This is a genomic window from Pseudomonas sp. MWU318 (assembly GCF_016756945.1).
In the GTDB taxonomy this organism is placed as follows: domain Bacteria; phylum Pseudomonadota; class Gammaproteobacteria; order Pseudomonadales; family Pseudomonadaceae; genus Aquipseudomonas; species Aquipseudomonas putida_A.
This window is the reverse complement of record NZ_JAESJL010000004.1, coordinates 49630-75606: the sequence shown is the minus strand read 5'-3', so window position 1 is coordinate 75606 and position 25977 is coordinate 49630. Positions and strand designations below refer to the sequence as shown.

The 25977-nt window shown below is 61.6% G+C and carries 16 protein-coding genes; 7 read left to right on the top strand and 9 right to left on the bottom strand.

The window, feature by feature from the left end; translation table 11 throughout:
* Positions 1–8: 8 nt before the first annotated feature.
* The gene (locus JN524_RS11260) at positions 9–413 is read left to right on the top strand and encodes a DUF2177 family protein (RefSeq protein ID WP_202369379.1); all 405 of its coding nucleotides are present in this window, start codon (positions 9–11) and stop codon (positions 411–413) included.
* A gap of 241 nt (positions 414–654) precedes the next feature.
* Entirely contained in the window at positions 655–1587 is a 933-nt protein-coding gene (locus JN524_RS11255; RefSeq protein ID WP_202369378.1) for an EamA family transporter, read from the top strand.
* On the opposite strand, the gene JN524_RS11250 is transcribed toward JN524_RS11255, so the two are convergent.
* A complete protein-coding gene (locus JN524_RS11250; protein WP_202369377.1) occupies positions 1532–2713 on the bottom strand; it encodes an MFS transporter in 1182 nt (393 codons plus the stop codon). The two genes, JN524_RS11255 and JN524_RS11250, sit on opposite strands and share 56 nt — an antisense overlap.
* Before the next feature lie 104 nt (positions 2714–2817).
* On the opposite strand from JN524_RS11250, the gene ptrR reads away from it, so the two are divergent.
* Both ptrR and JN524_RS27330 read left to right on the top strand, forming a co-directional pair.
* Entirely contained in the window at positions 2818–3711 is an 894-nt protein-coding gene (gene ptrR / locus JN524_RS11245; RefSeq protein WP_027614570.1) for a putrescine utilization regulator PtrR, read from the top strand.
* 142 nt (positions 3712–3853) lie between these two features.
* On the top strand, positions 3854–3982 hold the full coding sequence (locus JN524_RS27330; RefSeq protein ID WP_003184145.1) for a PA1414 family protein: 129 nt from the start codon (positions 3854–3856) through the stop codon (positions 3980–3982).
* A 122-nt stretch (positions 3983–4104) separates the two neighbouring features.
* Here the strand turns inward: JN524_RS27330 and JN524_RS11240 are convergent, their stop codons facing one another.
* From JN524_RS11240 to speB, 5 genes are all read right to left on the bottom strand, one after another.
* A complete protein-coding gene (locus JN524_RS11240) occupies positions 4105–4830 on the bottom strand; it encodes an MBL fold metallo-hydrolase (RefSeq protein ID WP_202369376.1) in 726 nt (241 codons plus the stop codon).
* Between the two features lie 84 nt (positions 4831–4914).
* Complete coding sequence (locus JN524_RS11235; RefSeq protein WP_047598203.1) at positions 4915–6294, bottom strand: sodium:solute symporter; 1380 nt, start codon at positions 6292–6294, stop codon at positions 4915–4917.
* A 162-nt stretch (positions 6295–6456) separates the two neighbouring features.
* Positions 6457–7959 (bottom strand): purine-cytosine permease family protein, encoded by a 1503-nt coding sequence (locus tag JN524_RS11230; protein ID WP_202369375.1) that lies wholly within the window; start codon positions 7957–7959, stop codon positions 6457–6459.
* 56 nt (positions 7960–8015) lie between these two features.
* Positions 8016–8438 (bottom strand): YybH family protein, encoded by a 423-nt coding sequence (locus JN524_RS11225; RefSeq protein ID WP_027614575.1) that lies wholly within the window; start codon positions 8436–8438, stop codon positions 8016–8018.
* Positions 8439–8448: 10 nt separating this feature from the next.
* Positions 8449–9399 (bottom strand): agmatinase, encoded by a 951-nt coding sequence (speB, locus tag JN524_RS11220; RefSeq protein ID WP_003222717.1) that lies wholly within the window; start codon positions 9397–9399, stop codon positions 8449–8451.
* 323 nt (positions 9400–9722) lie between these two features.
* Here speB and JN524_RS11215 point away from each other — a divergent pair, with 323 nt between their 5' ends.
* Together JN524_RS11215 and JN524_RS11210 are read left to right on the top strand one after the other, a co-directional pair.
* Positions 9723–10616, top strand: coding sequence for a LysR family transcriptional regulator (locus JN524_RS11215; RefSeq protein WP_202369374.1), 894 nt, complete (start codon positions 9723–9725; stop codon positions 10614–10616).
* 5 nt (positions 10617–10621) lie between these two features.
* Positions 10622–11218: a tRNA-uridine aminocarboxypropyltransferase gene (locus JN524_RS11210; protein ID WP_202369373.1), complete on the top strand. Its 597-nt coding sequence runs from the start codon at positions 10622–10624 to the stop codon at positions 11216–11218.
* Between the two features lie 144 nt (positions 11219–11362).
* On the opposite strand, the gene JN524_RS11205 is transcribed toward JN524_RS11210, so the two are convergent.
* The 3 genes from JN524_RS11205 to JN524_RS11195 form a co-directional block, all read right to left on the bottom strand.
* A complete protein-coding gene (locus JN524_RS11205) occupies positions 11363–12724 on the bottom strand; it encodes an HlyD family type I secretion periplasmic adaptor subunit (RefSeq protein ID WP_007962568.1) in 1362 nt (453 codons plus the stop codon).
* Between the two features lie 195 nt (positions 12725–12919).
* On the bottom strand, positions 12920–15082 hold the full coding sequence (locus tag JN524_RS11200) for a type I secretion system permease/ATPase (protein WP_202369372.1): 2163 nt from the start codon (positions 15080–15082) through the stop codon (positions 12920–12922).
* Between the two features lie 141 nt (positions 15083–15223).
* Positions 15224–16582, bottom strand: a complete 1359-nt coding sequence (locus tag JN524_RS11195) for a TolC family outer membrane protein (RefSeq protein WP_027614579.1) — start codon at positions 16580–16582, stop codon at positions 15224–15226.
* Between the two features lie 532 nt (positions 16583–17114).
* Between JN524_RS11195 and JN524_RS11190 the strand changes: the two genes are divergently transcribed.
* The gene (locus JN524_RS11190; RefSeq protein ID WP_202369371.1) at positions 17115–25724 is read left to right on the top strand and encodes a retention module-containing protein; all 8610 of its coding nucleotides are present in this window, start codon (positions 17115–17117) and stop codon (positions 25722–25724) included.
* Positions 25725–25977: the final 253 nt, after the last annotated feature.

The window sequence follows — 25977 nt, the reverse complement described above, 5'->3', positions numbered from 1 at the left end:
GTTTGCAGATGAAGAAAGCGTTGATTGCCTATGGCGCCACACTGCTGGTGTTTCTGTTGCTCGACGGTATCTGGCTCGGCGTGCTGATGGCGCCAATTTATCGCGAACTGCTCGGTTCGCTGATGCTCGAAAAACCGCTGCTGGTTCCGGCAGCGGTTTTTTATTGCCTGTATGTTTTCGGCTGTGTGCTGTTTGTGGTGTTACCGGCGGCCAGTTTGCAGTGGGCGGCAAAGATGGGCGCGCTGCTGGGGCTGGTGGCGTACGGCACGTACGACCTGACCAACTGGGCGACATTGCGCGGGTGGTCGGTGCAGGTGAGTTTGCTGGATTGGGCGTGGGGGACGTTTGCCACGGCTGTTGCCTGCTCGGTCGGTTTCCTGGTTGCGAAGCGAGTTGTGAGGTCAGCTGCATAATCCTGGTTGTCTGGGCAGACGCCTTCGCGAGCAAGCTCGCTCCCACAGGGGAAGTGCGGTCGACTGTGGGAGCGAGCTTGCTCGCGAATGGCGGCGCAGCCGACAACCATTCGCCTGTGACGTTACTGACGCATCCAAAGTCTTTTTCAGACGGCTTTTTCTGCCTGACTGATTGATAATCCCCGACACAGATTTTTGACCATTGGACGGCTGCCATGTTGTGTGTGTTCGAGGTGTTGCGGTGAGTGTCGAGCGGCGCAATGCCGACGGGTTTGCCTTGCGGGTAATGATCGGCCTCTGTCTGATCTGGGGCGTGCAGCAAGTGATGATCAAGTGGGCCGCGCCCGACATCGCGCCAGTGATGCAGGCGGCTGGGCGTTCGGGGATTTCCGCGTTACTGGTGGGTTTGCTGCTGTGCTGGAAGGGCGGCTGGGATCAGGTGGGCAACACCTGGCGCGGCGGCCTGCTGGCCGGTGCGCTGTTTGGCCTGGAGTTCTTCTTCATCGCCGAAGGCCTGCAACTGACCACCGCCGCGCACATGTCGGTGTTCCTCTACACCGCGCCGATTTTCACCGCGCTCGGCGTGCATTTTCTGTTGGCCAGTGAACGCCTGCGGCCTTTGCAATGGCTGGGGATTCTGCTCGCATTCGGCGGTATCGCCATTGCCTTCGCTGGCGGCGTGTCGTGGGACAACCTCGACCGGCGCATGCTGCTGGGCGATGCGTTCGGGGTTATTGCCGGTGCCTGCTGGGGCGCGACCACTGTGGTGGTGCGTGCGTCACGGCTGTCGGAAGCACCGGTGACGTTGACCCTGTTCTATCAACTGATCGTCGGCTTCGTCGGTCTGCTGTTGATCGCACTGTTCAGCGGCCAGATCAGCCACGTCAGCCTGACCACCGTGGCGGTGGCCAGTGTGCTGTTCCAGGGCCTGGTGGTGTCGTTCTTCAGTTACCTGACCTGGTTCTGGCTGCTGCGCCGCTATCTGGCGGCTAACCTTGCGGTGTTTTCGTTCATGACGCCGTTGTTCGGCGTCACGTTCGGCGTGGTGCTGCTCGGTGAAGAATTGAGCGTGAACTTCGTCATCGGCGCGGTGCTGGTGTTGCTCGGCATCACCTTTGTCAGCGCTGAACAGTGGGTGCGTCGGCGTTTGCGCAAAGCCCTCGGCCAACGCTGACCGATTGCAGCGCAAGCCCGCCGGCAATCAGCAGACCGCTGCCGGCAATGATCAGCGCCGGTTGCAGACCACCGCTGAAATGGCTGCTCAGCGCCGCCAGCAACGGCCCGCTGAGCTGGCCGACGGCGAAGCATGCGGTCAGTAGCCCGGCGTTGCGCTGAGTTGCGTGCGGCGCCAGTTCTCGCGAGCGTTGCATCACCAGTTGCATGCAAGCGAGAAACGGCATGCCGCACAACATCACCCCCAGCGCCAAGCCATAAGTACTGCCCAACAGACAGGCGAACACCCCGAGCGCCTGCAACCACAGCGTGGCGGTCAGCCAGTGCCGCGTGGTGTTCGGATCGTGGCGACGCAGGCTCACCAACAGCACGCCGATCGCCGCACCAAGACCGAAGCACGGCCAGAACAGGTCGGCCTGCCATTGCCCGTGAAACTGCGCGTTGGCCATTTGCGAGAGAAACGTGGCCGGAATGATGTAACCCACGCCATATAACGCATAGACCAGTGCCAGACGCGGAATGCCGCGATTCGAATGGCTGACGTTGAGGGTGGCGACCGGTGTGTGCACGCCCGGTTGCGGCAGGATCCGCACGATCCCCAGCAACATCACCAGCGCCACGGCGGCATAGATCAGCCACAAGGTGGCAGATGTCTGGTTCAGCAGATGTGAGAACAGTGCCAGCAGACCGGTCAGAAAAATTCCCAGTCCGGGACCGGCAAATACCAGTGCCCCCAGCCGTGGCCGGCCTGCCGCCGCTGCCAGTGGTTGACTCAGCGCCGTAATCATCACCAGCACCCAGGCACTCGCCACTCCGGTGCCGAAGCGCAGCAGCAAATGCGCCCAGAAGCCGTTGGCCCAGAACGATGCCAGGGTCAGCAGCACGCACAGCCACAAACCGCCATGCAACCGGCGCTGCACTTGCTGCGGACGGTGGGCGAACATCGCGTCCACCGCGCCCAGCAGGTAGCCGAGGTAGTTGGCCGCAGCAATCAGACCGGCGGCCGTCAGGTCGACCTGACCTTCGCTGAGCAGGTGCGGCAGTTGCGGGGTGAGGGCGAAGCGCCCGATGCCCATGGCCATCATCAGGGCGACGAAACAGGCAGATAAGCGAATCAGTGGCGACATGGTCAGGATTCCTTTGAAGGAGCAATGACCGTCAGGCTAGAAGCGATTGACTTTCTTTAAAATTGAATAATAGTGAGTAACTTGTTCTGTTATGGAGAAGGGTCGTGGAGTTCAGCCAATTGCGGATCTTTCAGGCAGTCGCCGAGGAAGGTTCGATCACCCGCGCAGCAGAACGCCTGCACCGAGTGCCGTCCAACCTGTCGACCCGACTCAAGCAACTGGAAGAGCAATTGGGCGTCGAACTTTTCGTTCGTGAGCGTCAGCGTTTGCAGTTGTCACCTGCGGGAAAAGTCCTGCTGGACTACACCGGCAAGCTGTTCGCCCTGCGCGATCAGGCCAGTGCGGCGGTGATGGGCGGGCAACCGGCCGGGGATTTTGTCCTCGGCACGCTGTACAGCACGGCGGCGATCCATTTGCCGGCGCTGTTGGCGCGCTATCACAAGCAATACCCGGCGGTGAACCTGCAAGTGCAGTCCGGACCCAGCGGCGAATTGCTCGAAGGCTTGGTCTCCGGGCGCCTCGATGCGGCGCTGGTGGACGGCCCACCGCAACTCGCCGGGATCGACGGCGTGCCGTTGTGCGACGAGCGTCTGGTGCTGATCAGCGAAGCCGACCACCCGCCGATCCGCAGCGCCAAGGAGGTCGAGGGCAGGGCGGTATTCACCTTTCGTCATGGTTGCGCCTACCGCGCGCGGCTGGAGGCGTGGTTCGTTCACTATCAGGCGGCGATGGGCCGGGCGATGGAGATCGAGTCCTATCAGGGCATGCTGGCCTGCGTGATTGCCGGCAGCGGTGTGGCATTGATGTCGGAATCGATGCTGGCCAGTCTGCCGGGGCGCGAAAGCGTTGCAGTGCATCCGTTGGCCGAACCGTTTGCCAGTGCGACAACATGGCTCATGTGGCGCAAGGGCATGGTCGGGGCCAACCTCAATGCCTGGATTGAACAGCAGCAAGCGCTCTATCCCGTGGCATCGAGTGAAACCCGGCAGACGGCGTGAACCAACCAATCGTAATTCTGTTCAATTCAGTAACAGATCATTGCGGATTTGGCCGAGCATTGCGTAGGACTTCGGACTATTATCAGTGCGAAGCGGCCTCAGAATTCCGGCCGCTCAGCACTACCCTGAAGGGGGCATGACGATGAAAGAGAAAATTCAGAACTGGCTGCACGATTTGGGTGTTGCCCTCGGCTTGATCGAACCGCCTCTGCAACCCGTACCGATCCGCACCGATGACGAACAGCGCCGGCGTCAGCCTCGCCGGCGGTAGTGCTCTATTTAAAGATCAAAAGATCGCAGCCTTTGGCAACTCCTACAAGGGAATGTGTTTCCTGCAGGAGTTGCCGAAGGCTGCGATCTTTTGCTTTTGTGGTGGAGCTCAAACATCAGGCCTCAAGCGTGCCCGCGCAGCCATTCGTCAATCATCGAGCGCAGATGCTCGCCGGAAAAACTGCCGAAATGTCCGCCATGCACCGTGCGGATCGGTAGCGCCTGCAAGCGCCGCAGGCTGGCGGCGTAATCGTGCAGATTGGAGTGGTAGGCGTCCTCGATCAACGGCCCGTTATAGATGATGTCGCCGCTGAACAGGGTTTCGGTGGCGGCCTCATACAGGCTGATCCCGCCCGGCGAATGTCCCGGCGTGTGCAGCACCTGCAAGGTGCGATTGCCCAGATCCAGCACGTCGCCATCCTCGACAAACCCGGTGGCAGGCGCAGCCTTGACCCGGTATTCGGCGTAACACAGCGGGCAGTCCGGATGCGCGTCGAACATGTCGTCGCCGACGAAGGCCCGGCTCAAATCGTTCTCGCCGTCCGGCGCGGCGAGGATGTCAGCTTCGGCGCGATGCACCAGGCGCTCGGCGAATTCGTGATGCCCGGCGATGTGGTCGAAATGGCAGTGGCTGGCGACGGCCACCAGCGGCCGTTCAGTCAGCCAGGGCAACTGTTCGCGCAGGCTGACCAGTCCCGAACCGCTGTCGAGCAGCAGATCCCTGTCGCGGCCCTGGATGTGCCAGAGGTTGCAGCGGTAGAACGGGCGAATATACGGCTCGTGAATCAGGCGAATGCCATCGCTCAAATTCAGAACTTCGAACCACTGATCGCGCGAAACGATCTCCATAAACCATTTCTCCAGACGTAAAAAAACGGGTGTGGCAACCGACGCCACACCCGTCGAAGAAAGCATCAAGTCGTTACGTAAAGCTTAGATCGCACTTGCCACCGTCGCCGGGCGAGGGGAGACCAGGCTGACCACCACAAAACTCACCAGACCCACAGCCAGGCTGTAGTAGATCGGCGTGTTCGCATCCAGACCGTCCTTGAACATGAACAGCAGCGCGGTGGCGAAACCCAGCCCCATGCTGGCGATGGCGCCGGCAGTGGTCGCGCGCTTCCAGAAGATCGCACCGATCAGCGGGATCAGCATGCCGCCCACCAGCAGGTTGTACGCCAGAGTCAGGGCGCTGATCACGTCGTTCACCACCAGCGCGATGCCGAGTACCACGACACCGGTGAGCAGGGTGAACAGGCGGTTGATCGCCAGGCTCGACTGTTTGCCACCACGCAGTTTCGGCAGCAGGTCTTCAGTCAGCGTGGTGGCAGCAGCCAGCAGGCCGGCGCTGGCGGTGGACATCATCGCCGCCAGAGCAGCAGCGATCACCAGACCACGGATGCCGTCCGGCAGCGACAGTTTGACGATGGCGGCGAAGGCGTTGTTGACGTTGTCCAGATCCGGGATCAGTACGTGCGCGGCCATGCCGATCAGCGCGCAGGCCAGGCCGTAGAGGATGCAGTAGATACCGGCGATGCTGCCGGCGTACTGGGCGACTTTGGCGGTCTTGACGGTGAACACCCGTTGCCAGATGTCCTGACCGATCAGGATGCCGAAGAAGTAGATCATGAAGTAGGTGATGATCGTGTCCCAGCCGATGGTGGTGAAGTTGAACGCCGCTGCCGGCAGCTTCAGCACCAGTTCGTCCCAGCCGCCGACGCGGTACAGGCAGATCGGCAACAGGATGAACATCAGGCCCACGGTCTTGATGATGAACTGGACGATGTCGGTCAGGGTCAGCGACCACATGCCGCCGATCGCCGAGTAGATCACCACCACGCCACCGCCGAGCAGTACCGAGATCCAGAATGGCAGGCCGAACAGCACTTGCAGCACGGTGCCGATGGCGAGGATCGAGGTCACGCCGATCATCAATGCGTAGGCCAGCATGATCGCCGCGCTCGCCGAGCGGGCCATCGGGTTATAGCGTTTTTCCAGAACCTGGGTAACGGTGTAGATCTTCAGTTTCAGCAGCGGTTTGGCGAGGAACAGGTTCAGCGCGACGATGCCGCAACCCAGCGCCGCACACAGCCAGAAACCGGAGATGCCATGCACGTAACCCAGACGCACGGTGCCGACGGTGGACGCGCCACCGAGCACGGTCGCGGCCATGGTGCCCATGTACAGGCTTGGGCCCAGGTTCCGCCCGGCGACCAGAAAGTCCTCGTTGGTCTTGGCCTTGCGCATGCCGTAGTAGCCGAGTAACAGCATGCCGGCGGCGTAGATGAGGACGACGAATAAATCCAAAGCCATGATGGCGTGTCTCCGATTGTCTTTTTTATGGTGAAACAAATTTGGTTCGGGGTGCTGCTCACTGTGGGAGCGAGCCTGCTCGCGAAGGCGTCGGCACATTCAACAAAGAAGTGACTGACAGATTGCTTTCGCGAGCAGGCTCGCTCCCACAGGGGATTTGCGTCAGGCGGCCTGGCGCAGTTCAGGCGTTTCTGCAGCTTTGCGGCGTGCATCCTGCGGCCCGAACACCTCCCGCGGTTCCGGGAACAGGCTCAGCAGCGTCAGATACACCACCGACGCCAGGCCCAGGGTCACCGGCAGGCTGATGTCGATACCACCGGCCATTTCACCCAGCGGGCCGACGAACTGCCCCGGCAGGTTGACGAAGCACAGGCCGACTGCCGCGCTCGGGATCCATGCACCCAGGCCACGCCAGTTCCAGCCGTGGCTGAACCAGTAGCGTCCGCCTTGCTCGCCGCGAGTGAACACCTGCAGGTCATCCGGGCAGTAGAAGCCGCGGCGCACCAAGAGGCCGATGATCATGATCACCATCCACGGGGTGGTGCAGGTGATGATCAGCACGGCGAAGGTCGACACGCTCTGCACCAGGTTCGCCGCAAAGCGCCCGATGAAGATGAAGGCAATCGACAGCACGCCGATCAGCAGCGTCGCCTTGACCCGTGACAGCACTCGCGGGAACACGCTGGACATGTCCAGCCCGGTGCCATACAGCGAGGTGGTGCCGGTGGACATGCCGCCGATCACCGCAATCAGGCACACCGGCAGGAAGAACCAGCTCGGCGATACCGCCAGCAGGCCGCCCACATAGTTGTTCGCCGCGATGTAGTCCGGCGCCTTGATCGCGACGATGGTCGCGGTACTCAGGCCGAACAGGAACGGGATGAACGTGGCGATCTGCGACAGCACCACAGCGGCCATGATGCGCTGCTTGGAGGTGTCACGCGGGATGTAGCGCGACCAGTCGCCGAGGAATGCACCGAAGGAAATCGGGTTGCTCATCGCGACCAGCGCCGCGCCGATGAACGCCGCCCAGAAGCCCGGTTGCCCGAGGTTCACCGTGCCGGCGTAGTTGACGTCGAAAGGACCGGCGAAGGCGAAGATGCCCAGCAGGAACAACAGGCTGGCGCTCCATACCGCGATCTTGTTCACCCACAGCAGAAAGCGGAAGCCGTAGATGCACACGGTCAGCACCAGAATCGCGAACAGACCGTAGGCCAGACCCAGGGTCAGGTCAGTTTCCGGCAGACCGATCAGGCGTTTCGCTCCGCCGATCAACGCATCCCCCGAACTCCACACCGAGAGCGAGAAAAACGCGATGGCGGTCAACAGTGACAGGAACGAACCGACGATCCGCCCGTGCACGCCGAAGTGCGCCCCGGAGGACACGGCATTGTTGGTGCCGTTGAGCGGGCCGAACAGGCCCATCGGTGCGAGGATCAGCGAGCCGAGCAGCACGCCCGACACAATCGCCCAGACACCAGCCTGAAACGACAGACCGAACAGCACCGGGAAACTGCCGAGCACGGCGGTGGCAAAGGTATTGGAACCACCGAAGATCATCCGGAACAAGTCCGTCGGGCCTGCGGTGCGTTCGTGGTCCGGGATCTGTTCGACCCCGTGGGTTTCAATTTGCGTAAGGCTTTGGTCGTTGTTGTTGTTATTCATGATCTGCTCCGATCATAAAGGCGCGCCTCATCGTGTGTGAGGCGTCACCTGTTTGGCTAAGGGGATGGCAGCCCTTCCGGCATTGCGGACAAATGTTCGTGGCAGGCCAGCCAATGGCCTTGTTGTTCTAGGCTCGACGCTTGTTTCTTGAAAACAATCGTCTCGCGCTCCTGGCTGAAATGTTGCTCCCCTTGCATGCGCAGCTCGGTGGCCACGTCATGGATAAACACCGCCACGTCACCTTGCAGGCTGACGAAGGCGTTGCTCGAAGTGCACGACAGCACTTCAAAGCCATCCTCGGCACGCCAGCTGTCCCACAAGGCCTGATAGGCATCGCGCGACAGCAGCGGCTGTTCGAGGGTGTAAAACACGAAACTTGCATCGGCGCTGAACGCGCCGAAATAAGCCTCGCGATCGTTACGAGCAAAGGCGGACACCAGATCGGCAGCCGCTTTCAACACTTGATCACGTTCGTTCATGGCCGAACCCTCAGCGGTGGACCACGCCAGGCAGTACGCAGAGCATTTCGTACAGCAGGTTGGCGGCCAGCAGCGAGGTGTTGCCGGTGGTGTCGTAGGCCGGCGAGACTTCTACCAGATCGCAGCCGATCAGGTCGAGGCCCTGGCAGCCGCGAACGATTTCAATCGCCTGAATGGTCGTCAGACCACCGATTTCCGGGGTGCCGGTACCTGGCGCCCAGGCCGGGTCGATACCGTCGATGTCAAAGCTCAGGTACACCGGGCCGCCACCGACTTTCTCGCGCACTTCGGCCATCAGCGGCGCCAGCGACTTGTGCCAGCACTCTTCGGCTTGTACGACGCGGAAGCCCTGATCGCGGCTCCAGTTGAAGTCGTCAGCGGTGTAACCCTGCGCGCGCAGACCAATCTGCACCACGCGGTCGCAGTCCAGAAGACCCTCTTCGACGGCACGACGGAAGGTCGTGCCGTGGGCGATTTTCTCGCCGAACATGTGATCGTTGACGTCAGCGTGGGCATCGATGTGCACCAGACCGACCTTGCCGTGCTTTTTATGGATGGCACGCAGGATCGGCAGGGTGATGGTGTGGTCGCCACCCAGGGTCATCGGGATCACGTTGTGCTCGAGGATGTTGTCGTAGGCTTCTTCGATGATGCGCACGGCGTCGAGCAGGTTGAAGGTGTTGATCGCCACGTCACCGATGTCGGCGACCGACAGCGAGTCGAACGGCGCGGCGCCGGTGGCCATGTTGTACGGGCGGATCATCACCGATTCGGTGCGGATGTCGCGCGGCCCGAAGCGAGTGCCGGGGCGCAGCGAAGTACCGATGTCCAGGGGCACGCCAACGAAGGCAGCGTCCAGGCCGGCAGCGGTCGGTACATGGGGGAGTCGGAGCATGGTGGCGATGCCGCCGAAGCGCGGCATTTCGTTGCCGCCCAGTGGTTGGTGAAGAATCTTGTCCACGGGTAGGGCCTCATCGTCTTTGTTTTATTTATGTCGGCGCACCGTTGAGCACAGGTTCGGACGCCGCTGTGGGGCCGATTCTGCGAAATGTAGTGGTGGGGAAGAATCGCTACGGGCAAAAACTTAGTTCAGATTTTTCTAAACTAATGGTCAGGCCCGGGATAGACTTCTTGCCAAGTGAAACACCCCTGTAGGAGCTGCCGAAGGCTGCGATCTTTTGATTTTCGGCGCCTTCAAGGCTGCCAGAAATCAAGATCAAAAGATCGCAGCCTGCGGCAGCTCCTACAGGGATCGGTGAGTTCAAATGGTTTGTGGAGTACCTGATGGCCAACGCTTTACCCGACCTGAAACTATTGCGCATCTTCGTCAGCGTGGTTCGCCATCAGGGTTTTGCCAATGCGCAGCAGGAACTCAACCTGTCGACCTCGGCGATCAGCACTTACATGAGCCAGCTTGAAGCGGCGCTCGGCCTGGTGCTGTGCCATCGCGGGCGCGGTGGGTTCAGCCTGACCAGCAAGGGCGAGCTGTTCCATCAGGAAACCCTGCGCCTGCTCGCCGAACTCGAAGGTTTCGAGCAATACGCCGCGGCGCTGAAGGGCGAACTGCGCGGCACGCTCAACCTCGGGGTGATCGACTCCACCGTCAGCGACAAGGCTTTGCCGTTCGCCGAAGCCATCGGTGCCTACAGTCAGGAACACCCGGCGGTGCATTTGCACCTGTCGGTGATGAGCCCCTACGAACTGCAACTCGGCGTGCAGGATAACCGCCTCGATCTGGCCATCGGTGCGTTTTCCACGCGCATGAGCGGTCTGGTGTACATGCCGCTGTACCGCGAGCAGCACTGGTTGTATTGCAGCAGCCGGCATCCGCTGTTCAACGAGCGGCGGATCCCCGAGCAGGTCATCACCCAGCAACGCATGGTCGGCCGTGGTTACTGGAGCCAGGCAGAGCTGGCCCGCCACGGTTTCAAGCACAGCGCGGCGACCGTGGAAAGTATGGAGGCGCAGCTGATTCTGGTGCTGTCCGGCGCCTACGTCGGTTACTTGCCAGAGCACTATGCCCAGGCCTGGGCCGACAAGGGCGACTTGCGCGTATTGCTCCCGGCGACCTTTGGTTATCAGGCGCCGTTCTCGATGATCATGCGCCGCGGTCGCAGCCGCGAACCGTTGATTCAGACCTTCCGTGATTTGCTCAAAGCACAGCTCAATCAGGCATAAGAACCATGTCCAGACCCCAATGTCCGCGCTGCCTGCGCCCACAAAGCCACTGCCTGTGCCCGCTGATCCCGAGCCTCGACAGCCGCACCCGCGTTCTGCTGTTGCAGCATCCGAGCGAGGTTAACCATGCGTTGAATACTGCGCGGTTGGCGGCGCTGGGTTTGGCCAATGCCGAGTTGATTGTCGGTGAGATATTCGAGGATCTGCCGGCGCTGCTCAATCGGCCGGGGTATCAGGCGCGGTTGCTGTTTCCCGCTGACGATGCGCAGCCGCTGCAGGCTTACCGCGAATCCGATCAACCGTTGTTGCTGGTGGTGCCGGACGGCACTTGGCGCAAGGCGCGCAAGATGCTCCATCTCAATCCGCTGCTGGCGGCGTTGCCACGGGTGACGCTGGCGCAGGGCGGGGTGTCGCGCTATCGGTTGCGCAAGGCCCCGGGGCCGGGGGCGTTGTCGACCATCGAGGCGATTGTGCAGGCGCTGGAAACCCTCGAAGCGCCGATGACGTTTGCGCCGTTGTTGAAGCCGTTTGAGGCGTTGATCGAGGGGCAGATTGCGGCGATGGGGGCGGAGGTTTTTCAGCGCAATCATGGAGAAAAATAGTTGTTGTCTGGCCTGGCCCCATCGCTGGCAAGCCAGCTCCCACAGTGTCCGTGTCGAACACAAAATCTGTGAACACCTCAGAACCTGTGGGAGCTGGCTTGCCAGCGATGAGGCCAGCCAATTCACCACAAAATCCAGACATTTTCACCGCTCCCGCATCGCCTCGGTCCGGGCTTTGAGCACTGGTTTAAGCAGATAATCCAGCACACTTTTCTCCCCGGTAATAATGTCCACCGTCGCCACCATCCCCGGGATGATCAGCAGCGGTTTCACATCGCCGCCCAAATGGTTTTTATCGGTGCGCACCTGAATCAGGTAGAAGCTGTTGCCCTTGTCATCGGTGATGGTGTCGGCGCCGATCAGTTCCAGTTTTGCGCTCAGCCCGCCGTAGATCGTGTAGTCATAGGCACTGAACTTGACCATGGCTTTCTGGCCCGGATGGAGGAACGCGACGTCTTGCGGACGGACCTTGGCTTCGATCAGCAGGTTGTCTTCCAGCGGCACGATTTCCACCATGTCGCTGCCCGGCTGGACCACGCCGCCGATGGTGTTGACCTTGAGTTGCTTGATCACTCCGTGCACCGGCGAAGTCACGGTGGTACGGCTGACCCGGTCGTCGATGGCGATGCTCGACGCGGTGATTTTCGACAGATCGGTGCGCTTCTGATTGAGGTCCTTGGCGGCGTCGGAACGGAAAGTCTGTTCCGATTCGTCGATCTTGCTCTTGATCTCGTTGATTGCCGATTCCGCCCTTGGGATGGCGAGGGTCGTTGCGTTCAGTGAACCGCGAATTTCCACGGCGCTGCGTTTCAGTCGCAGGATCTCCACCGGCGACACTGCACCGGTGCCGACCAGCGGCGCCGACATGTTCATCTCTTGCTGCAGCAGCGCCAGGCTGGAGCTGTACTGGCCTTGCTTGGAGCGGAACTCCGCCAGCTCCTGAGTCTTCTGTCGCAGCTGTTCGGTGAGGGTGCGTTGCTCACTGGCCAGACGCCGTTGGCGCTGGTCGTACAGCGCGCGTTCGTCTTCGGCGACCTGTGGCGCCTTGGCGATCACCTCGTCAGACAGCTTGAACGGACGGCCCTCGGCTTCGGCGGAAAGGCGTTCGACTTGCGCGGTCAGGGCATAACGATCGGCCTCGCTCTCACCCTTGTTCGACAGGAAGCGTGTGTCATCCAGGCGCAGCAGCTTGTCGCCCTTGTTCACCATTTGTCCTTCACGGACAAAAATCTCGGTGACGATCCCGCCTTCCAGGTTCTGGATCACCTGAACCTTGCTCGACGGAATCGCCTTGCCTTCGCCCATGGTCACTTCTTCCAGCACGGCGAACTTGGCCCAGACCAGCGCACTGATCAACAGCGCTGCCGCCAGCCACACGGTGATCCGCGACCAGCGCGGCGAATCCTGCAACGCAGCGCCGGCGGTTTCCGGCATGAACTCGGCTTCGGCGCTTTTGCCGAAACTGTCGAAGTAGCCGCGTGATTTGCTATCTGAAGATGCAGACATGGGGCGATACCCCTCAGTTAGGAAACATCAAACCGCACAACCCATGCGTCGCCCGGAACACTTACTTGTGGTGAGGGGATTTATCCCCGATAGGGTGCGAAGCGCCCTCAGAGTCTTTGGGGCTGCTGCGCAGCCCATCGGGGATAAATCCCCTCGCCACAGGTTTTGTGAGAGCCATAAGTTATGTGCACGCATCTAAACCGGCGCCGAGCCGACGCGGCCTTTGCGCAGTGCATCGATAACCGCTTCTTTCGGGCCGTCGGCGACGACCCGGCCGTTGTCCAGTACCAGCAACCGGTCCACCAGACTCAGCATCGAGGTGCGGTGGGTGACCAGCAGCAGGGTCTTGCCTTGCACCCAACCGTGCAGCTTCTGGCGCAGCAGGTCTTCGCTGCTGTTGTCCATGGCGCTGGTGGGTTCGTCGAGCAGCATGATCGGTGGGTCGAGTAGCAATGCCCGGGCCAGCAATACGGCCTGGCGTTGACCACCGGAAAGCAGTTGCCCGCGTTCGCCCACGGGGCGGTCGAAACCTTGCGGATGCTGACGGGCCAGCTCGGTGACGCCGGTCAGTTCGGCGACTTCGAGCATGCGTGAATCGCTGATGTAGCGCGCGCCGAGGGTCAGGTTGTCGCGCAGGCTGCCGGCCAGCAGCGGCAGGTCGTGCGCGACGTAACCGATCTGCTGGCGCAGGTCGGCGACATCCAGTTGCCGCAGGTCGAGACCGTCGAGCAGCAACTGGCCTTCCTCGGGTTCATAGAAGCCCATCACCAGCCGCGCCAGGGTGCTTTTGCCCGAGCCGCTGCGGCCGATGATGCCGATCCGCTCGCCGGGTTTCATGCTGAAGCTGACGTTGCTCAGCGCCGGCGCGTTCTGGCCGTTGTAGTGAAAGGTCACGCCGCTGACGTCCAGCGCACCTTGCAGTTGCGTGCGTTCCAGCGGTCGCTGTTTGCCGTCGCGTTCCTGGGGCAGGCCCATGAGTGCGTCGGTGCTTTTCATGGTCAGTTGCGCTTGCTGGTAGCGGGTGATCAGCCCGGCGATCTGCCCCAGCGGCGCGAGCACCCGGCTGCCGAGCATGTAGCTGGCCACCAGCGCACCGACGCTGAGGTTGCCGGCGATGATGCTGTAGACCCCGGCGACGATCGTCGCCATCCCGGAAAACTGCTGAATGAATAGCGTGCCGTTGGTCGCCAGCGCCGAGAGGTTGCGCGCGTGGCTGTCGAGGCGAGTGAGGGCGCCGTGGGTGCTTTCCCATTTGTGTTGGCGCTCGCTTTCGGCGCTGCAGGCCTTGAGGGTTTCCAGGCCACCGAGGGTTTCGATCAGCAACGCCTGTCGTTCGGCACCCAGGCTCAGGCTTTTCTGCACGGTGTCACGCAGGCGCACCTGAATCGCCAGGGCAAAAATGATCGTGATTGGAAACGCCAGCAGCGGAATCACCACCAGCCAGCCGCCAAGCAGGCCGATTACTACCAGCATCAACACCACGAAGGGCAGGTCGATCAGGCTGGTCAGGGTCACGGCGGTGAGGAATTCGCGCAGGCCCTGAAAGTCATGAATGCTCTGGGCGAAGCCACCGATGGTCGCCGGCCGCGCCTTCATCGCCATACCGGTGATGCGTTCAAATAAAGTCGCAGAAAGGATCACATCGGTTTTCTTCCCGGCAGTATCGAGCAAGTGCGCGCGCACCACCCGCAGCACCAGTTCGAAACCGGTACCGATCAGCAGGCCGATCGCCAACACCCACAGGGTCGACGTGGCCTGATTCGGCACCACGCGGTCGTAGGTCTGCATGACGAACAGCGGCACCATCAGGCCCAGCAGGTTGATCAGGAAACTGGCGAGGATCGCGTCGCTGTACAGCCATTTCGACAGCTTCAGGGTGTCGCGAAACCAGGCATGCACGCGCGGCACCAGCGGTGAACGCAAGTCTTCGAGTTCGTGGCGGGGACGGGCGAACAAGGCCTGGCCGCTGTAGTGTTCGGTAAGTTCTTCGCGCTCGACCCATTGCTCGCCGCCATCGGCTTCGCTGGGCAGGATCAGCGCCTTGCCGTCGTCGGCGAAACGCCGCAGTACGGCAGTGCGGCCGTCCTTGAGCAGCAACAGGATCGGCAGATTCAGCGCAGAAATATCCTTCAGTTCGCGGCGTAACAAGCGCGCCTGCAAACCGGCCCGGGCCGCTGCACGGGGCAGCAAATCCAGGCTCAGACGTTGCTTGTTCAGGGGCAGCCCGGCACTCAGGCTGGCGCGGCTTACCGTCGCGCCATGCAGTTTGCAGAGGATCAACAGACCGTCGAGTAACGGGTCATCGAAGCTCAGCCGCGGATCGATCCCGGTGTGTCCGCCTTCGGCCATGCTGGTCATATTGATCGCCCCTGTTGAACGGACTCGACTTTCGACACATCTCCCCTGTAGGAGCTGCCGAAGGCTGCGATCTTTTGATCTTGTTTTTGCAGATCAAGATCAACAGATCGCAGCCTTCGGCAGCTCCTACACGGGGTTACCTCATTTCAGTTCGGGCAGGCGCGCCTCGTTTTTGACCTCGGTCGCGGCAATGGCATCCGCCGGCAACACCACCCTTTGCTTGCTCAGCAACTGGCCCATGTTCGCCAGCACGCGGTACATCGAATATTCCTCGGTGTAGCGAATTTCGGTGTAGCGACGGTTGGCGTTGTAGAGCTCGTTTTCACTGTCGAGCAAGTCGAGCAGAGTGCGTTGGCCGAGGCCGAACTGATCCTGATATGCCGCGCGCACACGCTTGGTGGTCTCGGCGTATTCGCGGGCGGTCGGGGTCTGTTTGTTCGCGTTGACCATGGCGTTCCACGCCAGGTGGATGTTCTCGTTCAACTGGCGCAGGGCGTTGTTGCGGATGTCCATCGCCTGATTGATCTGATGCGCATCGGACGCCAGACGGGCCTTGTCGCTGCCGCCACGGAACAGGTTGTAATTCATGATCACGCCGACGCGCCATTCGTTGTCGTGGCCTTCATCGCCCTGCACGTTGTTATTCGCGCCCACTGCGGCCTCAGCATCGAAGCGTGGGTAAAACGGCGACTTGGCAACTTCGTACTGGCTCTCGGCCGACTGCACGTCCGCCTGCGCGGATTTCAGATACGGGTTGTTCTCGACCATGCTCTGCTGGGCTTCCGGCAGGCTGGCAGGAACCTCGCCGCGGGTCGACGGTGGCGCTTCCAGTTCATCGGGCATGCGCCCGACCACGGCGTAGAAATTCGATTCGGCGTCGGCCAGATCGACTTCGGCGGTGTCGAGGTTGTTCTGCGCCAGCGCCTTACGGGCGACCGACTGATCGGAGTCGGCGGTGCTGCCGATGCCGCGCTGGGTGCGCAGGCCGATCTGATCGTTGACGCGCAAGTGCGCTTGCAGGTTGTTCCTGGCCAGCGTCACCAGTTCACGGCGCTTGAGCACTTCGAGGTAGACCTCGATGGTACGCAGCGCCAGATCCTGAGCGGTGCCTTGCGCGTAGTAAGCGCGCGAGTTGGAAACGCCCTTGGTGCGCTCGACCTCGTTGGCGGTGTTGAAGCCGTCGAAGATCATTTGCCGCAGCCGTAGCTCTGACTGGGTGTAGTTGAGAATTTCGGTGTGGTGATTACCGAAAGCCCGGGTATTGGTGTTGTCGCTGTAACCGCGCCCGTAGGCGGCATTCAAATCGACGGACGGATAGAAGCCACCCTTGGCCACTTTCACCTGTTCATCGGCGGACAGTTTGGCGTCCACGCGCGAGGCGAGGTCCGGGTGGGTGGCGATGGTGCTTTGAATCGCTTCGGTCAGATTCATGGCCTGGGCTTGGGAAGTGCAAGCCATGGCCAGCAAAACCGCGCTGCAGAGGGGGGTTAAAACGCGCATGGGGTGCATCTCCCTGGTCCTGATGGTGCGTTACTGTCGCCAAATATTTGACGATAATTTGAGGTGTAAGCGTTTCACTCTTGTAACAACAGAGCTAAGAACATCCTGAAGCGTAGCTAAGAAAAAATTTTCATAAGGCTTATGCCGAAAAAAACTTATGCGCTAGGCGAAAACCAGCACATTGTTCAGATCGAAAGCCTTTGTTTCATGCGCTTTAGGGAGCACAAAAAGGCTTGAGGAAAGTTCCATTCACTTTGCGACATACGGCGAAGTACTGCTGAAGGGGAGGGACGCGTAGCGGCAGATGAGCGACAGATTTTTGTCACTCGGGTGATTCACCACCGTTACGTAGCGTTAGTGGGTTCGCTGCATTGATCAGGATTCTGAAGTGCTTGAAAGCACTGAAGTTTCCTCGTTTGCGCAACCTGCGAAACGAACTGTCGAGGTGCGAGCGTCGCCCCGACAACCCGATTGAGCCATGGGCTGCTTCGCGAACCAGTGCCGACGGTGGTCGGCAGCGGAGGAATTTCACATGGCAACGCTCATCGGGATCGTCACTAAAGTCATTGGTCAGGTTTTTGCGCAGGGCACCGACGGCACGCGCCGCGCCCTGGTCGAGGGCGACCGCTTGTTTGCCGGCGATCAAGTGATCACCGGCGCAGAAGGTGCCGTCGCCATTCATCTGCAAAATGGCCACGAGTTGACCCTGGGCCGCGACAGCAGCATGACCATGTCCGGGCAGCTGCTGGCCAATCAGGCGGTGCACATTGATTCCCCTGAAGCGCTGACGCCGAGCGAAGCGCAACTGACCGATGTCGAGCAGATTCAGAAAGCCATCGCCGCCGGCGAAGACCCGACCAAAGCGGCAGAGGCCACCGCCGCCGGCCCGAATGCACCGGGCGGCGCGCCAGGTGAGTTGGGTGGCGGCCACAGTTTTGTGCTGCTGACGGAAGTCGGTGGGCGCGTGGATCCGGTGATCGGCTTCCCGACCGCCGGGTTCAATGGCATTCCCGAGTTTCCCGAAGAGCGGCATAACGCAGTCATCGACAATGGCGATAACACGCCGATCGTGCCGCCGCCGGTCAACAACCTGGTAACCCTCAGTGGCCTCGCCGTGCCTGGCGGTGAGCTGACCCTCAATGAAGCCAACCTGCCTGCCGGCTCCTCGGCCAACCCCGGCGCGCTGACCCAGAGCGGCAGCTTTACGGTGTCGGCGCCGGATGGCCTGAGCAGCCTGAACATCGGCGGCATCAACGTGATCAGCGGTGGCGTGGCGGCGGGTTTTCCGCAGTCGATCACCACACAACTGGGCAACACCCTGACCATCACCGGGTATAACGCCAGCACCGGCGTGGTCAGCTACAGCTACACCCTCAACGGCAACGATGCCCATCCGGCGGGTGACGGCGCCAACAGCCTCAGTGAACATTTCACGGTGACCGCAAGCGACAGCAATGGCGACAGCGCCACCGGCTCGCTTGACGTCAACATCATCGACGATGTGCCCAAAGCGGCGAATGACAGCAACGCCAACACTGCCTCGGAAACCCTGCTGACCCTCACCGGCAACGTCCTGACCAACGACGTGCAAGGCGCCGACCGCGTGCCCACCGGCCCGGTCACTGCCGGCACCTTTACCGGCACTTTCGGCACCCTCGTATTGAATGCCAATGGCACGTACACCTACACCCTGAACACCAGCGACGCGGATTTCAAAGCGCTGCACGGTGGCGGCAATGGCACCGAGACTTTCACCTACACCCTCACCGATTCGGACGGCGATACCAGTACCGCGAACCTGGTTTTGCAGATCCACAACAACGACGATCCGGTGCTGATCAACGGCTTGAGCGTCGAGGGTGGCGAGCTGACGGTCTATGAAAAAAACCTCGGCACCGGCAGCGAGCCGGATTCCAGTGCGCTGACCCAGAGTGGCACGTTTACTATCACTGCGCTGGACGGCGTCACCACGCTGACCGTCGGCGGCATTGCCGTGGTCACCAACGGTGTGGCCGCAGGCTTCCCACAATCGGTTACCACGCCGTTGGGCAGCACGCTGACCATCACCGGTTTCAATGCGACCACCGGGGTGGTGAGTTACAGCTACACCCTCGATCACAACGATGCGCATCCGACCGGCAACGGTGCCAATACCTTGCCTGAGCAATTTGCTGTCACCGTGGTGGACGACAACGGCACCACCGCTAATGCGACCCTCGACGTCAATGTGGTTGACGACCTGCCTAAAGCGGTGAACGACAGCAACGCCAACACCGCGTCGGAAACCAATCTGACTCTCACCGGCAACGTCCTGACCAACGACGTGCAAGGCGCCGACCGCGTACCCACCGGCCCAGTGACTGCCGGCACTTTCACCGGCACCTACGGCACCCTCGAACTGCACACCGACGGCACTTACACCTACACGCTGAACACCAACGACGCCGACTTCAAAAACCTGCACGGTGGCGGCAACGGCACCGAGAATTTCACCTACACCATCACCGATTCTGACGGCGATACCAGCACCGCCAACCTCGTTTTGCAGATCCACAACAACGACGATCCGGTGGTCATCAGTGGCCTCGACGTGAACGGCGGCGAGCTGACGGTTTACGAAAAAAACCTCAGCACCGGTAGCATTCCGGATGCCAACGCGCTGACACAAAGCGGCACCTTCACCATCACCGCTTTGGACGGTGTTACCACGCTGACAGTGGGTGGCATCGCTGTCGTGACGAATGGCGTGGCGGCAGGCTTCCCACAATCGGTCACTACACCGTTGGGCAGCACGTTGACTATTACTGGTTTCAACGCAGCAACCGGAGTGGTCAGCTACAGCTACACCCTCGATCACAACGATGCGCATCCGACTGCCAATGGCGCCAACTCGCTTTCCGAACAGTTCGGCGTCACGGTGGTCGACGACAATGGCACTACCGCCAACGCAACGCTTGACGTGAATGTGGTCGATGATCTGCCCAAGGCGGTGGATGACAGCAACACTGGCACCGCGTCAGAAACCAATCTGACCCTCACCGGTAACGTCCTGACCAACGACGTGCAAGGCGCCGACCGCGTACCCACCGGTCCAGTCACCGCCGGTACGTTCACCGGCACCTACGGCACCCTGGAACTGCACACCGACGGCACCTACACCTACACGCTGAACACCACCGACGCCGACTTCAAAAACCTGCACGGTGGCGGCAATGGCACCGAAACCTTCACCTACACCATCACCGATTCTGACGGCGATGCCAGCACCGCGAACCTCGTCCTGCAGATCCACAACAACGACGATCCGGTGATCATCAACGGTCTTGATGTAAACGGCGGCGAACTCACCGTTTACGAAAAAAACCTCAGCGATGGCAGCGCCCCGGACTCCACCGCACTGACCCAAAGCGGCACCTTCACCATCACTGCGCTGGACGGCGTGACGACCCTGACCGTCGGTGGCATCGCCGTGGTCACCAACGGTGTAGCTGCAGGCTTCCCGCAATCGGTGACCACACCGCTGGGCAGTACGCTGACCATCACCGGTTTCAACGCCACCACCGGTGTCGTCAGCTACAGCTACACCCTGGTCGACAACGAGGCACACCCGACCGCCAACGGTGCCAACAATCTGCCTGAACAGTTCGCCGTCACCGTGGTGGACGACAACGGCACCACCGCCAACGCAACCCTCGATGTGAACATTATCGACGACCTGCCAAAAGCCGTGAACGACAGCAACGCCAACACCGCGTCGGAAAGTCAGTTGACCCTGACCGGCAACGTCCTCACCAACGACGTGCAGGGCGCCGACCGCGTACCCACCGGCCCGGTCACCGCCGGTACGTTCACTGGCACCTATGGCACGCTGGAACTGCACACCGACGGCACCTACACCTACACGCTGAACACCAGCGACGCCGACTTCAAAAACCTGCACGGCGGCGGCAACGGCACGGAAAATTTCACCTACACCATCACTGACTCGGACGGCGATACCAGCACCGCGAATCTCGTCCTGCAGATCCACAACAACGACGATCCAGTGACCCTCAACGGCCTCGATGTAAATGGCGGCGAACTCACGGTCTACGAAAAAAATCTCAGCGACGGCACCAGTCCCGATACGCCGGCGCTGACTCAGAGCGGTACCTTCACCGTGACCGCGCTCGACGGTCTGCAAACCCTGACCGTAGGCGGCATCAACGTCGTCACCGGTGGTGTCGCGGCAGGCTTCCCGCAATCGGTCGTCACGCCGCTGGGCAGCACGCTGACGATCACCGGCTACAATCCGGCGACCGGCGTGGTCAGCTACAGCTACACCCTGGTCGATAACGAAACCCATCCGAACGGCAACGGCGCCAACAGCATCACCGAGAACTTCAACGTGGTGGCGACTGACACTGACGGCAGCACCGCCAGCGGCCAGATCAACGTCAACATCATTGATGACTTGCCGAGCGCGCACGCCGATTCCGCCTCGGTGGCGGAGGGCGGCACCGTCAGCGGCAACGTGCTCGACAATGACATCGGCGGCGCCGACGGCCCGGCGGTGACCGGCGCGGTGGTCGGTGTGCGCGCCGGCTCCGACACCTCGACCTCGGCCATCGGCGGCCTCAACAGCAACATCAATGGCACCTACGGTTACCTGACGCTGGACACCAACGGCAACGCGGTCTATCACAGCAACCCCAATGCCGTGAACGGCCCCGGTGCGGTGGATGTGTTCACCTACACCGTGCGCGATTCCGACGGCGATGAAAGCACCACCACCATCACCATCGATGTCGCCAACAGCAAGCTGTATGCGACCAGCGACACCGACGTCACCGTCTACGAAAAAGCCCTCGACCTGACCAAGGACGGCGCCGATCTGGCCCCCGGTACGGTCACCGGCAGTGACCCGACCAATACGGGTGAAACCGCGTCCGGCACGCTGGTCGGTTCGGTCACCGGTGCGGTCGGCGCCATCAGCTATGCGCTGGTCGGCAGTGCTACCGGCAATTACGGGCAGATCGTGCTCAATCCCAACGGCACTTACACCTACACCCTGACCTCGCCGGCAACCACCACACCGCATGCCGACGACGGGGCCAATACCCTGACTGAAACCTTCACCTATCAGGCCACCGATTCGCTGGGCAATGTGGTCACCAGCACCATCGTCGTCAGCATCGTCGATGACGTGCCCAAGGCCCTCAACGACAGCAACGCAACCAGTGCCTCGGAAACCCAGTTGACCCTGACCGGCAACGTGCTGACTAACGACGTGCAAGGCGCGGACGTGGTCGCCACTGGACCGAATGCCGGGCCGATCACTGCCGGTACGTTCACCGGGACTTACGGCACGCTGGTGCTCAATGCCAACGGCACTTACACCTATACGCTCAACCCGGCTGACGCCGACTTCAAAGCGCTGCACGGCGGTGGAAACGGTACCGAAACATTCACCTACACGCTCACCGATGCCGACGGCGATACCAGCACCGCCAACCTGGTGCTGAACATCCACAACAACGACGATCCGGTGGTGCTTAACGGCCTCGACGTCAATGGCGGGGAACTCACCGTCTACGAGAAAAACCTCAGTGACGGCACCAGCCCCGATACTCCGGCGCTGACCCAGAGCGGTACCTTCACTGTCACGGCTCTTGATGGCCTGCAAACCCTCACTGTCGGTGGCATCGTCGTCGTGACCAACGGGGTCGCCGCAGGCTTCCCGCAATCGGTGGTTTCGCCGCTGGGCAGCACGTTCACCGTCACCGGTTACAACCCGGCGACCGGCGTGGTCAGTTACAGCTACACCCTGGTAGATAACGAAAATCACCCGACCGGCAACGGCGCCAACAGCCTCACCGAAAACTTCAACGTGGTGGCGACTGACACCGACGGCAGCACCGCCAGCGGCCAGATCAACGTCAACATCATTGATGACCTGCCGACCGCCAAGGCCGACACCGGCTCGGTGGCGGAGGGCGGCACGGTCAACCTCAGCGTGCTCGGCAACGACGTCACTGGCGCCGATGGCGCAGCGGCGGGCGGGGCAGTGGTCGGCGTGCGTGCCGGGGGCGATACCTCAAGTTCGGCGATCGGCGGCCTCAACAGCAACATCAACGGCACCTACGGCTACCTGACCCTGGACGCGGCGGGCAACGCCATTTACCACAGCAATCCGAATTCGGTGAGCCCGCCGGGCGCCACCGACACGTTCACCTACACCATCCGCGACGGTGACGGCGACGAAAGCACCACCACCATCACCATCAACGTCGCCGACAGCAAACTGGTGGCCTCGGTCGATCAGGACGTGACGGTGTATGAAAAAGCCCTCGACCTGACCAAGGACGGCCAGGACCTGGCCCCCGGCACGGTCACCGGCAGCGATCCGAGCAACACCGGCGAAACCGCCACCGGCACCCTGGTCGGCGCGGTCACCGGCGGCAGCGGGGCGCTCACCTACACCCTGGTAGGCAGCGCAACCGGCACCTACGGGCAGATCCAGCTCAACGCCGACGGCACTTACACCTACACCCTGACTTCGGCACCGAAAACCACGCCGAACGCCAACGACGGCGCCAATACCCTGAGCGAAAGCTTCACCTACAAAGCCACTGATGCACTGGGCAACAGCACCACCAGCACGATCGTGGTCAATATCGTCGACGACGTGCCCAAAGCCGTGGCGTCGGATCGCTCGGTGGCGGCGGTGGAGATCGATTCCAACCTGCTGATCGTCCTCGACATCTCCGGCAGTATGGTCGATCCGTCCGGCGTGCCGGGTCTGTCGCGACTGGATCTGGCGAAACAGGCGATCAGTGCCTTGCTCGACAAATACGACGACCTCGGCGATGTGAAGGTGCAACTCGTCACCTTCAGCAGCAGCGCCACCGACAGGACCTCGGTGTGGGTTGACGTGGCGACCGCCAAATCGATTCTGGCCGGCCTCACGGCGGGTGGCGGCACCAACTACGATGCGGCTGTGGCGATGATGCAGAACGCGTTCAATACCTCGGGCAAACTCACCGGGGCGCAGAACGTCGGCTACTTCTTCTCCGACGGCAAACCGACCACCGGCCAGGAGATCGGCACCGCCGACGAAGCTGCGCTGAAAAACTTCCTTGATGCCAACAACATCAAGAACTACGCCATCGGTCTGGGCAGCGGCGTGAGCAACGCCAACCTCGATCCGCTGGCCTATGACGGCATCAGCCACACCAACACCAACGCGGTGGTGGTCACCGATCTCAATCAGCTCAACTCGGTGCTGTCGGGCACCGTTGAAGGCGCCCCGGTCACCGGTTCGCTGTTGGGCGAGGGCGGTACCTTCGGCGCCGATGGCGGTTTCATCAAATCCATCGTGGTCGACGGCACCACCTACACCTATGACCCGCGCGCCAACAGCGGCCAGGGTTCGTTGACCGCATCCGGCGGCACCAACCACGGTACGTTCAACACCGTGAACAACACGATCAGCATTGCCACCAACAACAGCGGCACGCTGGTGATCAACCTCGACACCGGTGACTACAGCTACACCTCGCAGAAAACCACGACCACGGTGATCACCGAGAACATCGGCTTCACCCTCAGCGACAACGACGGCGACCTCGCCAGCTCGACGCTGACCGTGAAAGTGATCCCCAACTCGCCACCGGTGGCGATGGACGACCACGTCATCACCAACGTGCTGTCGAGCAACATCACCGTGCCGGGCGAACTGTTGCTGGCCAACGACACCGATCCGGACGGCGACACGCTCAACGCCTCGCCGACCAGCTTCAACACCGGTTGGGTGGCCAAGGGCGCGGACTTCACCGGTACCGGTGCGATCAACTTCGCCGGCACCGGCAACACCGCGGCCAACCAGGCCCTGGCCGACGTGCGCAATGCGTTCGCCGCCAACACCGCCGCGATGACCGCAGTGCTGGTGGTCAGCGGTTACCTCGGTGCGGTGACCAGCGCCAATGCCAACGATGAAGACCTGATCACCGTCAAACTGAAACAGGGCGAGACGCTGAACCTGGATCACAACCTCGCGGCCGGCCACGTCACGATGGAGTACTCGGTCAACGGCGGCGCGTTCGTCAGCATCGCCGATGGCGGCACCATCACCGCCAGCGCCGATGGCACCTACCAGATCCACGTGACCAACATCAGCAACACCAGCGGCAGCAATCCGACGGCAGCGGAAAACTATCAATTGACCATGACGGTCAACTACGCCGGCGCCCACGACGTGACGCCGGATTTCCACGGCACCTACACCGCCAATGACAACCATGGCGGCAGCGACACGGCCAACGTCAGCATCACCTATCAGGATGGCCACACCCTCACCGGCACTGCCGGGGATGACATTCTGGTGGCGGGCACCGGCAACAACATCCTCAATGGCGGTGACGGCAACGACGTACTGACCGCCGGTTCCGGCAACAACGAGATGCACGGCGGCGCGGGCAACGACTTGCTCTACAGCGGCCCGGGCAACGACATTCTCGACGGCGGCACCGGCATCGACACGGTCAGCTATGCCCACGCCACCGCCGGGGTCACGGTCAACCTCGGTCTGCTCGGTGCGCAAAACACCATCGGCGCCGGCACCGACACGATCAGTAATATCGAGAATCTGGTCGGCTCGAACTTCAACGACACCCTGACTGGCGACAACAATAACAACGTGATCAATGGCGGCCTGGGCAATGACATCCTCAACGGTGGTGGCGGTGATGACCTGCTGATCGGCGGCATGGGCAACAACACCCTGACTGGCGGGGCAGGCGCGGATACCTTCCAGTACCTCAAGGGCAACAGTGGCCACGACACCATCACCGATTTCACCCCCGGCACCGACAAGCTTGACCTGTCGCAACTGCTACAAGGTGAAAACGGCACCACCGCGTCGCTGGACGACTACCTGCACTTCACCGTCACCGGCAGCGGCGCCTCGGTGCTCACCAGCATCGACGTCAGCGCGCTGGCCGGCGCCACGCCGAACCAGACCATCGACCTGGCCGGCGTCAACCTCGCCAGCCACTACGGCGTGACCCCGGGGGCGGGTGGGGTGGTGGCCGGCGGGCACGACACGGCGACGATCATCAGCGGCATGCTCAATGATCATTCGCTGAAAGTGGACACGGTGTGATCAAGGCCTGAAACGACAAAACCCGCCGCTCCGGTTGATCGGGGCGGCGGGTTTTTTCTGTCTGACGGAATGTGTTGCCTGTGAGTCAGCCTTCGCGAGCAAGTCGAATCAAGGGGGGGGCAATGCTCACCTGCCTCGAACGGAATGCACCCAATCCCCTGTAGGAGCTGCCGCAGGCTGCGATCTTTTGCCGTTGCTCTTCTCGGCGTCCATCAAGATCAAAAGATCGCAGCCTCGTTGCACTCGACAGCTC

Excerpts from the sequence above, each read along its gene's own strand:
- JN524_RS11260 (WP_202369379.1), top strand. The coding sequence starts at position 9 with ATGAAGAAAGCGTTGATTGCCTATGGCGCCACACTGCTGGTGTTTCTG.
- JN524_RS11250 (WP_202369377.1), bottom strand. The coding sequence starts at position 2,713 with ATGTCGCCACTGATTCGCTTATCTGCCTGTTTCGTCGCCCTGATGATG.
- JN524_RS27330 (WP_003184145.1), top strand. The coding sequence starts at position 3,854 with ATGAAAGAGAAAATTCAGAACTGGCTGCACGATTTGGGTGTTGCCCTC.
- JN524_RS11240 (WP_202369376.1), bottom strand. The coding sequence starts at position 4,830 with ATGGAGATCGTTTCGCGCGATCAGTGGTTCGAAGTTCTGAATTTGAGC.
- JN524_RS11235 (WP_047598203.1), bottom strand. The coding sequence starts at position 6,294 with ATGGCTTTGGATTTATTCGTCGTCCTCATCTACGCCGCCGGCATGCTG.
- JN524_RS11230 (WP_202369375.1), bottom strand. The coding sequence starts at position 7,959 with ATGAATAACAACAACAACGACCAAAGCCTTACGCAAATTGAAACCCAC.
- JN524_RS11225 (WP_027614575.1), bottom strand. The coding sequence starts at position 8,438 with ATGAACGAACGTGATCAAGTGTTGAAAGCGGCTGCCGATCTGGTGTCC.
- JN524_RS11215 (WP_202369374.1), top strand. The coding sequence starts at position 9,723 with ATGGCCAACGCTTTACCCGACCTGAAACTATTGCGCATCTTCGTCAGC.
- JN524_RS11210 (WP_202369373.1), top strand. The coding sequence starts at position 10,622 with ATGTCCAGACCCCAATGTCCGCGCTGCCTGCGCCCACAAAGCCACTGC.
- JN524_RS11205 (WP_007962568.1), bottom strand. The coding sequence starts at position 12,724 with ATGTCTGCATCTTCAGATAGCAAATCACGCGGCTACTTCGACAGTTTC.
- JN524_RS11200 (WP_202369372.1), bottom strand. The coding sequence starts at position 15,082 with ATGACCAGCATGGCCGAAGGCGGACACACCGGGATCGATCCGCGGCTG.
- JN524_RS11195 (WP_027614579.1), bottom strand. The coding sequence starts at position 16,582 with ATGCGCGTTTTAACCCCCCTCTGCAGCGCGGTTTTGCTGGCCATGGCT.
- JN524_RS11190 (WP_202369371.1), top strand. The coding sequence starts at position 17,115 with ATGGCAACGCTCATCGGGATCGTCACTAAAGTCATTGGTCAGGTTTTT.